The sequence below is a fragment of the Sphingomonas sp. 77B genome, assembly GCF_056497825.1.
Map to the genome: position 1 here is coordinate 2060649 of NZ_JBWMBY010000001.1, position 14207 is coordinate 2074855.

Consider the following 14207-nt stretch of genomic DNA (forward strand, 5'->3'; position numbering starts at 1 on the left):
TTCCGGCCCTCTCCTGATCCGTGCGTGGCATCTTGGCCTATCCGCACGGCAATGTCCTGTCACCGGCACGATTCACGGCCAGCCATGATGGTAACGCTATCTTAAAACATCGCGCCGTCAAGCGGATGTGCACACGCTTCGTCCCGCTTCGCGCCCCAGAGCGCGCGCCGCTGGCCCTGGACCAGACCGCCTTCATTCCTCCCCTGCAAGGGGAGGGGGACCACCCAAAGGGTGGTGGAGGGGTGTCACGGGTCGTGCATTTGCCCGCCCTCTCCGACCGGAACACCCCTCCGTCAGGCCTTCGGCCTGCCACCTCCCCTTCCAGGGGAGGAATAGACGGAAGGTCCATTCGCCCTAGATTCCGCGCGGGCGACGGCGGGGCGCGGCATCCGACTGGCGCCGGATCAGGCTGTAGTCGAGCATCCGGTGCGCGGGCGGCTCGGCGTTTTTCTGGCGGATGACGATCGCCATCATCTCCACCGCCGCGCGGGCCATGTCGGCGATCGGCTGGTGAATGGTGGTCAGCTCGGGCCAGATCGTCGTCGACAGCGTGGTGTCGTCGAACCCGCAGACGGTCAGGTCGCTCGGCACGTCGAGGCCACGGCGATGCGCCACCGCCACGGTCGCCGCCGCCATGTCGTCGTTCGACGCCAGGATCGCGGTCGGCGGCTCGGCTAGATCGAGCAGCCGCTCGGCCGCGTCCAGACCCGAACGATAGGTGTAGAGACCCGGCGCGACCAGCTGCTCATCGAACGGCACGCCCATCGCGTCCAGCGCGGCCCGGAACCCCTCATAACGGCGGGCGCTGGCGGTCAGGTTGGGGTTGCCGCAGATGAAGCCGATCCGCCGGTGGCCCAGGGTCATGACATGGCGCGTCATTTCCTCGGCGGCGGCGCGGTCGTCGATCTGCACGGCCATCGCCGACTCGGGCATTTCCTCCGGCGCGCGGCCGGTCGCCACGACCACGGCGGGCACCCCCGCTTCGCGCAACAGCGACAGCACCGCCTCCGCCTCGCAGAGCGGCGGCGGCAGGATCACGCCGTCGATTCCCCCCGCGATCAGGTGGCGGGCCACCTCGACCTCATGGTCGCCGATCTCGCATTTCTCGACCACCATCTGCACGTCCAGCCGCGACGCCTGGTCCAGCGTGCCGAGCAGGAACTCGCTCAGGAACCCCTGGCTGGGGTTGCTGTAGAGCATGCCGATGCGGATCTGCGCCGCGCCCGCCAGGCTGCGCGCCGCCGGGTTGGGGGCATAGTTGAGCTGCGCGATCGCCGCCTCCACCTTCTCGCGCGTGGCGGGGCGGACATTGGCTTCGTTGTTGATGACGCGCGAGACGGTCATCAACGACACACCCGCGGCGCGCGCGACATCGCTGATCGTGGGAGCGCTGCTACCGCGGCGCGTGGTCTTGATGCTCATAACGTTTACGCTTCCACGTTTCGCAGCCGATACGCAATGCTTTGCGCAGCTTTTATGGACGCTGCCCGCTTGATTCGCCCCGTCGCTGTCGGTATGCGCCGCGCCAGCATCAAGAGTCGGGCCATCGCCCGGCACCAACCTGCCCCCCGGCAAGGTGGTGCCTCTCCGAACAAGGAGAGGGATGTGGCCGAACCGGCAACAACGGGACGATCCGCCACATTCCTTTTCCCCGGCTCGCGGCACGGACGGAAGGATTTGTGATGGACGCGATTACTCCCCAGCAATTCGCCAGCGACAATTACGCCGGAATCTGTCCCGAGGCGTGGGCGGCCATGGCGGAGGCCAATCGCGGCTATGTCCCGGCTTACGGCGAGGACCCGTTCACCGACCGGGCCGCCGACGCGTTCCGCACCCTGTTCCAGACCAAGTGCGAGGTCTTCTTCGCCTTCAACGGCACGGCGGCCAACTCACTGGCGCTGGCGGCGCTCTGCCAGAGCTATCACAGCGTCATCTGCTCAGCCTCCGCGCATGTCGAGACCGACGAATGCGGCGCGCCCGAATTCTTCTCCAACGGATCGAAGCTGCTCGTCGCCCAGACCGAGGACGGCAAGCTGACCCCCGACGCGGTGCGCGCGCTCGCCACCGGCCGGTCGGACATCCACTTCCCGAAACCCCGCGCGGTGACGATCACCCAGCCGACCGAGACGGGGCAGGTCTATACGCTGGCCGAAATCCATGCGCTGTCGGCGGTGTGCCGCGAGCTGGGCCTGCGGCTGCACATGGACGGGGCGCGCTTCGCCAATGCCTGTGCGGCGCTGGGCTGTTCGCCCGCCGACATGACGTGGCGGGCGGGGGTCGATGTCCTCTGCTTCGGCGGCACCAAGAACGGCATGGCGGTCGGTGAGGCGATCCTGTTCTTCGACCCCGTGCTGGCCGAGGATTTCGACTATCGCTGCAAACAGGCGGGGCAGCTTGCGTCCAAGATGCGCTACCTGGCAGCACCGTGGATCGGGATGCTCGACAGCGGCGCCTGGCTGACCAATGCCGCGCATGCCAATGCCTGTGCGCAAAGGCTGGCGGCGCGCGTTGCCGGGCTGCCGGGCATCGCGCCGATGTTCCCGGTCGAGGCGAACGCCGTCTTCCTCAGCGCCCCGCCCGCCGTGCTCGAAGCCTTGCGCGCGCGGGGATGGCGTTTCTACACCTTCATCGGCGGCGGCGCGCGGTTCATGTTCGCTTGGGACGCCGATCCCGCGCGCGTCGACCAGCTGGGCGACGACATCGCGGCGGTCGCGACGGAAGCATTGCAGGCGGCGTAACGCCTATTCCTCCCCTGCAAGGGGAGGTGGCAGGCCGTCAGGCCTGACGGAGGGGTGTCGCCCTATCGAGAGGGTGACACCCCTCCGACGCGCTACGCGCGCCACCTCCCCTTGCAGGGTAGGAATGAGATTACCCTTCCGCCGCCAGGCGATCGAGCCACGCCTGCGCCTGCTTCGGTTCCCCCACCGCCTCCGGCCCGACCGGGCCGCGCGAGGCGAGAAACTCCGCGTGCAACGCGAAGGGCGGCAGGCCGAGCTGCTCCCGGGCCACGTCGATGTCCTCGCCCATCTCGGTCAACTGGGCGACGACCGGCGCCGCTGCGGCATGTGCCACCCGGTCCTTGCGATGATCGAACAGCCCCCATTTGCCCGCCGCCGTGGTCCGCAGCGCGGCGATCAGCGCCTCGCGATACTCGCCTTCCATCTCTTCGCGATGCGCGTCGAGCCGCGCCAGTCGATCACCTTTGGCCATGACACGGCCTTACGATCCGGCCGCAGGGTCGGCAATCGCCGGGATCACATCGATCCGGCGGGATCGCGTTCGATCTCGACCCGGCGGTTGCGCGCGCGCCCGGCACTGTCGTCGCTGCCGTCGGGATTGGCATTGGGAGCGACGGGACGCGTCTCGCCCAGCGCGATCACGCGCATCCGGTCGCGGGCGAGCCCCTTGCGCACCAGATAGTCGCGCACCGCCTCGGCCCGTTTACGCGACATGATGCGGTTGGCCCCGTCATCGCCTTCGCTGTCCGAGTGGCCGCGCAAGGTCAGGCGGGCGTTCTTGATCGCCGGATCGGCCGCCAGCCGGTCGAGCGCCGCCTTCGCGGCCTCGTTCAGTCCGCCGCCGCCTTGCGGAAAGCCGATCGTGGTCAGGCTGGCGCCCGGATTGGCCGCGATCTCGCCGGGCAGACTGTCGGATTTGACCGGCGTCTTCGTGGGCGACGGCGCGGGCACCGGCAATTCGATCGAGGCGCCATTGGCTCCCGCCTGCCGCGCGACATCGTCGCCGCCGCCGCATCCCGCCAGCATATAGGCAAGCCCGGCCGTCATACTCCAGGCCCCCGATCGCAATCGCATCATGCTACCCCATCATCCGGCCCGAGCCCCCCGGCCGGTCCCGCCTTGGGCGCGGACCATAGGCAGCACCATGTTGCAGCGCAAACCGGCTTTGTGAGGGAGGTCGGCTCGATCTGGGCCAGTGCCTATGCCGCCGCCTCGCCCTCGGCGGGCAGGACGCCGCGTTCCTCGCCCAGGATGCGCCAGCCCGCCAGGAACAGCGCGGCGACGACCGGGCCGACGACGATGCCGCTCAGCCCCAGCATGTCGATGCCGCCCAGCGTCGTCAGCAGAACGATCCAGTCGGGCAGGCCGGTGTCGCGCCCGACCAGGATCGGCCGCAGGATATTGTCGGCCAGCCCGATGACCAACACGCCCGAGGCGATGACCACCGCCCCCTGCCAGACCGCGCCGGTCGCGAGCAGATAGATGGCGACCGGCCCCCAGATGATCGCCGGGCCGATGGCGGGCAGCAGCGCCGCGATCGCCATCAGCACGCCCCAAAGAAGGGCAGCGGGTACCCCGACGATCCAGAAGGTGACGGCGCCCAGCGCACCCTGCACCAGTCCGACGATGACCGACCCCTTGATGGTGGCGCGTACCACCGCGACAAAGGTATCGACCAGTCGTGCCGCGACGCCCCGCTCCAGCGGCAAGGCGCGCACAAAGGCTGGCCCCAGACGGTCGCCGTCGCGGATCAGGAAGAAGGCGACATAGAGGCCGACACCAAAGGCGAGCGCAAAGGCAAAGGCGTTGCGCCCGATCGACAGCGCCTGCGACGCGATCTGGCTGACGCTGCTGCTCAGCGTGCGTGAGATGCGGGCCTGCAACCCCTCGACGCTGTCGATACCCCAATTGTCCATCGCCTGGCGCAGGCGGGTGGGCAGTGCATCGCGAACCTGCTGGAAATATTGTGCGAAATCGATCTGGCCGCTGCGCACCTTCAGGTAAACGCCCGACGCCTGATCGACGACCATGCTGCCGATCAACAGGGTCGGCACCACCACCGCGAAGGTGATGATAAGCATGGTCAGCCCGGCCGCCAGGTTGCGCCGACCCCCGGTCTTGTCCAGCAGCCACTGGAACAGCGACCGGAACAGGATCGCCGCCAGCCCGGCCCAGAGCAGTGCCGCCAGGAAGCCCGACACCACCGCCAGCATCCCGATGGTGACGAGCGCGAGGAACAGGATGAATCCCCCGCGTTCGATCTTCTGGCGATCGATGGTCATGCCGCTATCCCCTTTCCGCATCGCGCCCCAACCGTCACGGTGACGCAACGGTTCCGTGATGTGGGGGAGCAGGATGACGGGGATGTCATGGTTGGGGAAGCCCCCCCCCTGTCTGATGCGACGGTGGTATGAAGATGTTGCGGAAGGGAGCCCGTCCCCCCCGAGGGTCTGGAGCCCGATAGGGAGCAAGGGTCCCTTCCGCGTTGGTCACAACCCTGAACAGTTGCTTGGGACTGCTGATCCCGCACGACATGGACAGGAGCCTATACCATGCCACAAGCCGTTATCGGCTGCGACCTTTCGCGTGCCGTCATCGACATCTGCGAGCTGCCATCGGGCCGGATCGGGCGGATCGCCAATACACCGGATGCCATCGCCGTCTGGCTCGACACGCTCGACCACGACATCCGCCTTGTCTTCGAGGCGACCAGTGGTTGCGACGGTGACCTGATCGCCGCGCTGGCGACACGCGGCCATCCCTTCTCGCGCGTCAATCCGCGTCAGGCCCGCGAGTTCGCCAGAGCCACCGGCACGCTGGCCAAGACTGACCGCGTCGATGCCCGCGTGCTCGCGCAGATGGGCGCAGCGCTGAACCTGCCCGCTACCATCCCGCTCAGCCCTGCCCGTTCACGCCTGGCCGATTTCCTGCGTCGCCGCAGACAGTTGGTCGACATGCGCAAAGCCGAAAAGCTGCATCGCCACAGCGCAGGCCAACCCGAAATCGCACAAGCCATCGAAGCCATGATCGACCTGCTCAGCCAGCAGATCGCCCAGCTCGACCGCCAGATCGCAGGCTTCATCGCCCAGGATCGGGCCCTGTCCGAACAGGCCCAGCTGCTGACGGCTGTTCCCGGCATCGGGCCCACCGTCCTGGCAACCCTGCTCGGTGAACTTCCCGAACTCGGCACGCTGTGCCGTCGAAAGATCGCCTCGCTCGCCGGCCTCGCTCCCCACGCCCGCGAAAGTGGCACATGGCGCGGCGCCAGGCGCATTTGGGGCGGGCGGCGCAAGGTCCGCGAAGCCCTCTACATCGCCGCCCTCAATGCCTCACGGCGCATCCCCGTCCTCACCGCTATGCGCGACAGGATGCGAGCCAAAGGCAAGGCGCCAAAGACCATCCTTATCGCCGTCGCACGCCAACTCCTCGTCATCCTCAACGCCATGATCCGAAAGCGACAGCCTATCGCTCTCTCATGAGCATCACAGTTGCCCCCCGCTCCGTTCAGCCTGAGCGAAGTCGAAGGCCAAGGGAATCCGGTACCCCCGCGCCCGTGGAGAGAAAGTTACTTGGCCTTCGACTTCGCTCAGGCTGAACGGGGGTAATCGCTATTCCTCCCCTGCAAGGGGAGGTGGCGGGCCGAAGGCCTGACGGAGGGGTGTCACCCTATCGAGAGCGGGACACCCCTCCACCATGCTGCGCATGTGTGCGGGCGAGATGGTGCCCCCGGCACCATCTTGACGTGCCGGGGGCACGTCAAAGCCCGCACACCCTCTCCTTACAGGGGAGGAAAATGACGACCTTACTCCGCCGCGACCGCCTCGACGCTGTCGTCCAGCGGATGCGACAGGCGGGTCAGCATTTCCTTCGGACACACCTGCCAGAAATGCCCGGCCACCCGGTCCCAATCCTCCAACAGGCCCTTCGACCATTTGCTGTCGGTGCGCGCGGCATGTTCCTCGATCAGGCCGCGCAGCACGCCCTCCCAATGCGCGGAGGCGAGGCGCTGCCATACGATATTTTCGGGGTTGGCACGGCGCGCGAAACGCTCTTCGGGGTCGTAGATGAAGGCCATGCCGCCGGTCATGCCTGCGCCGAAGTTCGCGCCGACCTCGCCTAGCACCACCGCGGTGCCGCCGGTCATATATTCGCAGCCATTCGCGCCGCAGCCCTCGACCACCACGGTCGCGCCCGAATTGCGCACCGCGAAGCGCTCGCCCGCCTGGCCCGCCGCGAACAGCTTGCCGGAGGTCGCACCGTAGAGGACGGTGTTGCCGATGATCGTGTTCTTCTGGCTGGCCAGCGGCGAGCTGACCGCAGGCCGCACGATGATCGTGCCGCCCGACAGGCCCTTGCCGACATAGTCGTTGGCGTCGCCAAAGACCTCCAGCGTCACGCCCTTGCACAGGAACGCGCCCAGCGACTGGCCCGCCGACCCGCGCAACCGCACGGTGACATGCCCGTCGGCCAGCTTGCTCATCCCGAACTTGCGGGTGATCTCGCTCGACAGGCGGGTGCCGACCGCGCGGTGGGTGTTGCGCACCGAATAGGTCAGCTGCATTTTCTCGCCGCGCGAGAAGACGGCGCTCGCGTCCTTGATGATCTGCGCATCCAGGCTGTCGGGCACTTCGTTGCGGAAGGTCGACAGGCTGAACCGCCGCTCGGCGTCGGTCGCATCGACCTTGGCCAGCACCGGATTGAGGTCGAGATCGTCGAGATGCTCGGCCCCGCGGCTGACCTGGCGCAGCAGCTCGGTCCGCCCGATCACCTCGTCCAACGACCGCACGCCGAGGCGCGCCAGGATGTCGCGGACTTCCTCGGCGATGAAGGTCATCAGGTTGATGACCTTTTCCGGGGTGCCGGTGAACTTGGCGCGAAGCCGCTCGTCCTGCACGCAGACGCCCACCGGGCAGGTGTTGCTATGGCACTGGCGCACCATGATGCACCCCATCGCCACCAGCGACAGGGTGCCGATGCCGAACTCTTCCGCACCCAGGATCGCCGCGATCACGATATCGCGCCCGGTCTTCAGGCCGCCATCGGCGCGCAGGCGGATACGCCCGCGCAGACCGTTCAGGGTCAGCGTCTGGTTGACCTCCGACAGGCCCATTTCCCACGGGGTCCCGGCATATTTGATCGAGGTCTGGGGCGAAGCGCCGGTGCCGCCGACATGGCCCGACACCAGGATGACGTCGGCATGCGCCTTGGCCACGCCCGCCGCGACCGTGCCGATGCCCGCCGAGGAGACGAGCTTCACGCAGACGCGCGCGCGCGGGTTGATCTGCTTGCAGTCATAGATGAGCTGCGCGAGATCCTCGATCGAGTAGATGTCGTGGTGCGGCGGCGGCGAGATCAGCGTCACGCCCGGCGTCGCATGGCGCAGTTTGGCGATGAACTCGGTCACCTTGAAGCCGGGCAGCTGCCCGCCCTCGCCGGGCTTGGCACCCTGCGCGACCTTGATCTCGATCTCGTCGCAGGCGTTCAGATATTCCGCTGTCACGCCGAAGCGGCCGCTCGCGATCTGCTTGATGGTCGAGTTGGCGTTGTCGCCATTATCGTAGGGCTGATAGCGCAGCTTGTCCTCACCGCCCTCGCCCGACACCGCCTTCGCGCCGATCCGGTTCATCGCGATCGCCAGCGTTTCGTGCGCTTCGGGCGACAGCGCGCCCAGCGACATGCCCGGCGTCACGAAGCGCTTGCGAATCTCGGTGATCGCCTCGACCTGATCGACCGGCACGCCCTCGTTCGGGAAGTTGAACTGGAGCAGGTCGCGCAAATACACCGGCGGCAGGTCGCCGACACCGCGCGCGAATTGCAGATAGGTCGAATAGCTGTCGGTCGCCACCGCCGTCTGCAACAGGTGCATCAACTGCGCCGAATAGGCATGGGTCTCGCCGCCGTCGCGCTGGCGGTAGAAGCCGCCGATCGGCAGCGTCGCGACATGCTGGTCCCAGGCCGCTTCGTGGCGGACCATTGCCGAGTAATGGAGCGAGTTATACCCCTCGCCCGAAATCTTGGCGGGCATGCCGGGGAACAGGTCGTTGACCAGCGCACGGCTGAGGCCGACCGCCTCGAAATTATAGCCGCCACGATAGCTGGAGATCACTGCGATCCCCATCTTCGCCATGATCTTGAGCAGGCCATCCTCGATCGCGGTGCGATGGTTGGTCAGGCACTGTTCGATCGACAGCTCGCCGAACAGCCCGCGCCCATGCCGGTCGACGATCGCGGCTTCGGCCAGATAGGCGTTCACCGTGGTCGCGCCGACGCCGATCAGCACCGCATAATAATGGGTGTCGAGGCATTCGGCCGACCGCACGTTGATCGACGCATAGGAACGCAGGCCCCGGCGGACGAGATGCGTGTGCACCGCCGCCGCCGCCAGCACGCCCGCGATCGCGACCCGGTCCTCGCCGACATGCTCGTCGGTCAGGAACAGCTCGGAGCGGCCTTCACGCACCGCCTGTTCGGCCTGGTTGCGAATGCGCTGGATCGCGGCGCGCAGACGGTCGGGGCCGCCATCGGCCTCGAAGGTGCAGTCGATTTCGGCCGCCGAACGGCCGAAGTGCGTCTTCAGCCGGTGCCAGTCGGCGCCGGTCAGGACCGGAGACGGCAAGACCAGCACCCGCTCGCGCCGATCCTCGGTGTCGAGGATGTTGGCGAGATTGCCGAACCGGGTCTTGAGCGACATCACATAGCGTTCGCGCAGGGAATCGATCGGCGGGTTCGTGACCTGCGAGAAATTTTGGCGGAAGAACTGGCTGATAAGACGCGGCTTGTCGGAGATGACCGCCAGCGGCGTGTCATCGCCCATCGAGCCGATGGCTTCCTTGCCGCCTTCGGCCATGGGCGACAGGATCAGCTCCATATCCTCCATGGTCTGGCCCGCCGCGACCTGACGGCGCAGCATCTCAGCCCGCGGCATCCGCACCAGCGCTTCGCCCTCGGACGGCTGGGGCAGCTGGTCCATGGTCAGGAACTCGCCGATCATCGCGGCATAGTCCTGCTCGCCCGAGATCTGGTCCTTGATCGCGCGGTCGTCGTACAGCTTGCCCTCGGCCAGATCGACGGCGATCATCTGCCCCGGCCCCAGGCGGCCCTTGGCGGTGATGGTGGCTTCGGGCACCACGACCATGCCGCTTTCCGACCCCACGATCAGCAGGCCGTCGGCGGTCAGCGTATAGCGAAGCGGGCGCAGCGCGTTGCGGTCCATGCCCGCCACCGCCCAGCGGCCATCGGTCATGGCGAGGGCGGCGGGGCCGTCCCACGGCTCCATGACGGAGGCGAGATACTGGTACATCTCGGCATGCGCCTTGGGCGTGTCGAGGTCCTTCTGCCACGCCTCGGGCACCAGCATCAGCTTGGCGGTCGGCGCGTCGCGGCCGGAGCGGCAGATCGCCTCGAACACAGCATCCAGCGCGGCGGTATCGGACGCGCCCGCCGGGATCACCGGCTTGATATCCTCCGAATTGTCGCCGAACGCGATCGAGGCCATGCGGATCTCGTGGCTGAGCATCCAGTTCTTGTTGCCACGGATCGTGTTGATCTCGCCGTTATGCGCCAGGCAGCGGAAAGGCTGCGCCAGCCACCATTGCGGGAAGGTGTTGGTCGAATAACGCTGGTGGAAAATCGCCACGCGGCTCTCGAACCGATGATCCTGCAGGTCGGGATAGAAGACCGACAGGCTCTCGGCGAGGAACAGCCCCTTGTAGATGATCGAGCGGCAGGACAGCGAACAGATATAGAAGCCGCTGATCTGCGCCGCGATCACGCGCTTTTCGATGCGACGGCGGATCAGATACAGGTTCTTCTCGAACTCGGCGGCATCGACCTCGTCGGGCATCGGCCCGGCGATCATGATCTGCTCGATCTCGGGGCGCGTCGCCTGCGCCTTCATGCCGATGACCGAGACGTCGACCGGCACCTGGCGCCAGCCATAGATGGTGTAGCCCGCCTCGATGATGACGCTCTCGACGATAGTGCGGCAGGTTTCCTGCGCGCCCAGATCGGTGCGCGGCATGAAGATCATGCCCACCGCCAGGCGGTTGGGCAGCACCTTGTGCCCCGACGCCGCGATCGCATCGTCGAAGAAGCGGTGCGGCAGGTCGACATGCAGACCCGCCCCGTCGCCGGTCTTGCCGTCCGCATCCACCGCGCCGCGATGCCACACGGCCTTCAGCGCATCGATCGCCGACTGGACGACCCGGCGCGAGGGCTGGCCATCGGTGGCCGCGACCATGCCGACGCCGCACGCATCGCCCTCGAACTCGGGGCGGTACATGCCATGCTCGGCGAGATATTGGCGCTGGTCGGTCATCACTTCTTGTCCTGCTGGGTCGCTTCGATGTCCTTGGCCATCGTCGCGATATCGTCCTGCATGCTGCTCATCGCCTGGCTCATCAGCTTGCGCTGCCACGCGGCGATGTCGGGGTCGGCCATGATCGAAATCGAAGCCTGGGTGTAGGCCTGCCCGGTCGGCGTGGCGAAGAAGCGCTTCAACTCCTCCAGCTGGCCGATATCGAAGCGGCGGGCATAGGCGCGTGACATGGCATCGACCATGCCCGGCAGATTTTCACGCAGCCGCTCCTGGCTCCGGGCCTGTTGCTTGGCCAGAAACTGATCGAAGATCGCCTTGGCCTTCGGATTCTGCTGAATCGTGCGCTGGAAGCTGGGCGACTGTTCCAGCCCCTGCCGGATATTGGCCTGGAGCGGCGTCAGCATCGACTGAATCATGGCCTCGCGGGTGGCGGGCGGCATGATCTGGTCTATCACCTGCCGCGCCAGCGCCAGACGCGCGGCATCCGGTTCGGCCACCACGGCGGTAGGCGCGGCCGCCTGGGCCAGTGCGGCCCCCGGAGCCAGCATCGCGGCAAGCGCGGTCAGGGAAAGGAGCCTGCGCATCATGCCGCCACCTTCGCGCGCTCGGCGGTCTTGGCCCGCGCCTTCAGCCACTGGTGCATCGCCTTAGCGACGTCGCGACCGTCGCGGATCGCCCAGACCACCAGGCTCGCGCCGCGCACGATGTCACCAGCCGCGAACACGCCGTCCAGGCTGGTCATCAGCGTGCGGCTATCGACCAGCACCGTGCCCCAGCGGCTGACGCCCAGTTCCGCCGTGCCGAACAGGCTGGGCAGGTCTTCCGCGTCGAAGCCCAGCGCCTTGATGACCATGTCCGCCTCCAGCAGATGGTCGGCGCCCGGCTCGGCCTCCGGCGCGCGGCGGCCCGAAGCGTCCGGCGCGCCCAGGCGCATCTTGGCGGCGCGGACGCCTGTCACCGTCTCGCCGCCCTCGAAACCGAGCGGCGCGGACAGCCAGACGAACTCGGCCCCCTCCTCCTCGGCATTGGCCACTTCGCGCTGCGAGCCCGGCATGTTCGCGCGGTCGCGGCGATAGAGGCACTTCACCGACTTGGCGCCCTGGCGGATCGCGGTGCGGACGCAGTCCATCGCGGTGTCGCCGCCACCGATCACGACGACATTCTTGCCCGCCGCGTTCAGCGAGCCATTCTCGAACGCCTCGACCGTGTCGCCGAAGCTCTTGCGGTTAGACGCGGTCAGATAGTCGAGCGCGGCGATCACGCCGTTCGCGCCCGCACCGTCCACCTCGACATTGCGCGCCTTATAGACGCCGGTCGCGATCAGCACCGCGTCATGGCGGCGGCGCAGCTCCTCCAGCGTCGCGTCCTCGCCGACCGCAAAGCCTTCGTGGAAAACGATGCCGCCTGCCTTCAGCCGCTCGACCCGGCGCATGACGACGGGCTTTTCCAGCTTGAAGCCGGGAATGCCATAGGTCAGCAGCCCGCCCGCCCGGTCGTGCCGGTCATAGACATGGACCTCATACCCCGACACGCGTAGATATTCGGCGGCGGTCAGGCCCGCAGGCCCCGCGCCGATCACCGCGACCGACTGGCCGCGCTCGGGCCCCGGCACCAGCGGCTCGACCCAGCCTTCTTCCCAGGCGGTGTCGGTGATGAACTTTTCGACCGAGCCGATCGTGACCGCGCCGTGCCCCGAAAACTCGATGACGCAATTCCCCTCGCACAGCCGGTCCTGCGGGCAGATGCGGCCGCAAATCTCAGGCATGGTCGAGGTGGCGTTGGACAGCTCATAGGCTTCGCGCAGGCGACCTTCCGCGGTCAGGCGCAGCCAGTCGGGGATATGGTTGTGCAGCGGGCAATGCACCGAGCAATAGGGCACACCGCATTGCGAGCAGCGACCGGCCTGGTCCTCCGCCGCCGGGGGCGCATAACGCTCGGCGATCTCGCGGAAATCCTCCGCGCGGGTCTCCGCGGCTCGCTTGGCCGGATAGGCCTGATCGCGGCCTACAAACTTCAGCATAGAATCGTTCGCCATACGCGCCTCCGAAGATGCGGATATTGCGCGAACGCCCCCATGTCACTGCGGAATCGTCATATTGGACAGCCTTACTGTCCAACTTAATTGCGATATTGGCGAGTGCGGCCGCCTATTGCGACCGACCCGCAAATAAATAGGTCCGATATGGCATCAATGCAGCGTCAACAGCGCCAACGCGATGCTGCCCGCGACGATTCGATACCAGGCGAACGGCCCGAAACCATGGCGGCCGACGATGCCGACGAACCAGCGCACGACCAGCAAGGCGACGATGAAGGCGACGACGAAGCCGATCGCGATCTCGATCGGGCCGACGCTATTGCCCGCGCGCATGGCATCCAGATGCCCCGCCGTCTCGACCACGCTCGCCCCCAGCATGGTGGGGATGGCGAGGAAGAAGCTGAACTCCGCCGCGGTGCGCCGCTCGACGCCCAGGGTCAGCGCGCCCAGGATCGTCGCGCCCGAACGGCTGACGCCCGGGATCATCGCCAGACACTGGAGGAAGCCGACGCCCAGCGCCGTCCTGGCCGGGACCGCCGCGATGCCCCGCGTCGTGCCGGGCTTCACCACCCGCTCGATGACCAGGATCGCGATGCCGCCGACGATCAGCGCGACGGCGACGACCTTGGGCTGGAGCAGCAGCGCCTCGATATGCTTCTTCGCCAGCACGCCGATGACGGCGGCGGGGATGAAGGCGATCAGCAGGTTGCGCACGAAGCGGATCGAACCGGGATCGCGCTTGGCAAGGCCAACCATGACAGTCCAGAAGGTCCGCCAATAGAGGACGACGACCGCCAGGATCGCGCCGAGCTGGATGACGATGTTGAACATCTGCCAGCGCGCATCGTCATAGCCGAGCAGCGCGCCCGCCAGAATCAGGTGGCCGGTGGAGGACACCGGCAGGAATTCGGTCACACCCTCGACGATCCCGAGGATGATGGCGGCTATCAGGTCGTTCACGCGAGTCCCCAAATGCGAAACAGCCCCGCCGCCATAGGGCGACGAGGCTGTCAGCGAAATGATAAAGACTGTTATGTTGGGACGGTTCAGGGGTTGTCTGAAAACGTGCCGCCGCCACGTTTTGCGGTGCCGGCCCGCTTCAGAACGCGCTTTT

General features: G+C 67.1%; 10 protein-coding genes and 1 riboswitch. Of the genes, 2 read left to right on the top strand and 8 right to left on the bottom strand.

Annotation, left to right across the window (positions count from 1 at the left end; translation table 11 throughout):
* Window positions 1-354: 354 nt before the first annotated feature.
* Window positions 355-1422, bottom strand: coding sequence for a LacI family DNA-binding transcriptional regulator (locus AC1GI4_RS09690; protein WP_294274745.1), 1068 nt, complete (start codon window positions 1420-1422; stop codon window positions 355-357).
* A gap of 101 nt (window positions 1423-1523) precedes the next feature.
* A riboswitch (SAM-I-IV-variant riboswitch) is annotated at window positions 1524-1635 on the top strand.
* A 47-nt stretch (window positions 1636-1682) separates the two neighbouring features.
* Between AC1GI4_RS09690 and AC1GI4_RS09695 the strand changes: the two genes are divergently transcribed.
* Entirely contained in the window at window positions 1683-2738 is a 1056-nt protein-coding gene (locus tag AC1GI4_RS09695) for a threonine aldolase family protein (RefSeq protein WP_479629365.1), read from the top strand.
* Between the two features lie 130 nt (window positions 2739-2868).
* Here the strand turns inward: AC1GI4_RS09695 and AC1GI4_RS09700 are convergent, their stop codons facing one another.
* From AC1GI4_RS09700 to AC1GI4_RS09710, 3 genes are all read right to left on the bottom strand, one after another.
* Window positions 2869-3210, bottom strand: coding sequence for a hypothetical protein (locus AC1GI4_RS09700; protein ID WP_433909539.1), 342 nt, complete (start codon window positions 3208-3210; stop codon window positions 2869-2871).
* Window positions 3211-3254: 44 nt separating this feature from the next.
* A complete protein-coding gene (locus AC1GI4_RS09705) occupies window positions 3255-3785 on the bottom strand; it encodes an OmpA family protein (RefSeq protein WP_433909538.1) in 531 nt (176 codons plus the stop codon).
* A 152-nt stretch (window positions 3786-3937) separates the two neighbouring features.
* A complete protein-coding gene (locus AC1GI4_RS09710) occupies window positions 3938-5020 on the bottom strand; it encodes an AI-2E family transporter (RefSeq protein ID WP_479629366.1) in 1083 nt (360 codons plus the stop codon).
* Window positions 5021-5290: 270 nt separating this feature from the next.
* Here AC1GI4_RS09710 and AC1GI4_RS09715 point away from each other — a divergent pair, with 270 nt between their 5' ends.
* Window positions 5291-6217 carry an IS110 family transposase gene (locus AC1GI4_RS09715; protein ID WP_479628293.1) on the top strand — a complete coding sequence of 309 codons (927 nt, stop codon included), beginning with the start codon at window positions 5291-5293 and terminating at the stop codon, window positions 6215-6217.
* A gap of 323 nt (window positions 6218-6540) precedes the next feature.
* Here the strand turns inward: AC1GI4_RS09715 and gltB are convergent, their stop codons facing one another.
* From gltB to AC1GI4_RS09735, 4 genes are all read right to left on the bottom strand, one after another.
* Window positions 6541-11055, bottom strand: coding sequence for a glutamate synthase large subunit (gene gltB, locus AC1GI4_RS09720; RefSeq protein WP_479629367.1), 4515 nt, complete (start codon window positions 11053-11055; stop codon window positions 6541-6543).
* Window positions 11055-11642 (bottom strand): DUF2059 domain-containing protein, encoded by a 588-nt coding sequence (locus AC1GI4_RS09725; RefSeq protein ID WP_479629368.1) that lies wholly within the window; start codon window positions 11640-11642, stop codon window positions 11055-11057. Before AC1GI4_RS09725 ends, gltB begins: the two co-directional genes overlap by 1 nt.
* On the bottom strand, window positions 11639-13090 hold the full coding sequence (locus AC1GI4_RS09730) for an NAD(P)-dependent oxidoreductase (RefSeq protein WP_479629369.1): 1452 nt from the start codon (window positions 13088-13090) through the stop codon (window positions 11639-11641). Before AC1GI4_RS09730 ends, AC1GI4_RS09725 begins: the two co-directional genes overlap by 4 nt.
* A 153-nt stretch (window positions 13091-13243) precedes the next feature.
* Entirely contained in the window at window positions 13244-14053 is an 810-nt protein-coding gene (locus AC1GI4_RS09735) for an undecaprenyl-diphosphate phosphatase (RefSeq protein ID WP_433909533.1), read from the bottom strand.
* Window positions 14054-14207 lie beyond the last annotated feature (154 nt).